The organism is Cuspidothrix issatschenkoi CHARLIE-1 (assembly GCF_002934005.1).
Taxonomy (GTDB): Bacteria; Cyanobacteriota; Cyanobacteriia; order Cyanobacteriales; family Nostocaceae; genus Cuspidothrix; species Cuspidothrix issatschenkoi.
Genome location: NZ_PGEM01000086.1, coordinates 1 through 595 on the forward strand (window position 1 = coordinate 1; position 595 = coordinate 595).

General features: G+C 34.3%; 1 pseudogene. It reads right to left on the reverse strand.

Annotation, left to right across the window (positions count from 1 at the left end):
• Nucleotides 1–44: 44 nt before the first annotated feature.
• A pseudogene (locus CUN59_RS12710) lies at nt 45–515 on the reverse strand (rhomboid family intramembrane serine protease); the annotation flags it as partial.
• Nucleotides 516–595 lie beyond the last annotated feature (80 nt).

The following is a 595-nucleotide window of genomic DNA, read 5'->3' on the forward strand; positions in this document are numbered from 1 at the left end:
CAGAATATTACAGCTTAGGATATAATCAAATTGGGTAAATAATCAAAATAACCTAAAAATACAGTGGTAATTCTTGCTTGGGGAAACCAAATTAAATAAGCACCTAAAACTCCGGAAATTGCTCCACTTGCGCCCAAAGAAGGAATATTAGAGTAGATACTAATAAACCATTGACAAAGAGCCGCTAAAGCGCCACAGGCTAAATAAAAACATAGATATTTAAAATGCCCTAGACGGTCTTCAATATTATTACCAAAAACCCAGAGATAGACCATATTTGATATTAAGTGCCACCAACCTCCATGTAAAAACTGTGAAGTAAATAAAGTCGTCCATTCCCCGATCAAATTAGTAGTTAATTCATGAGGTATGACAGCATACAATTGAAAAAACTGTTCTAGTTGTAGATTTGACAAACTCAGTTCATGGAAAAAAACTAGTACATTCATCCCTATTAACCCATAGGTGAAATATGGGGTAATCCTGGTTGGGTTTTCATCATAGAGGGGAAACACAAATACTGTTCCTAATCATTACTAATAGAACTATAACTCTGAATATCGAAAATTTGAAAGTATGAGTTAAGCACCTGAGA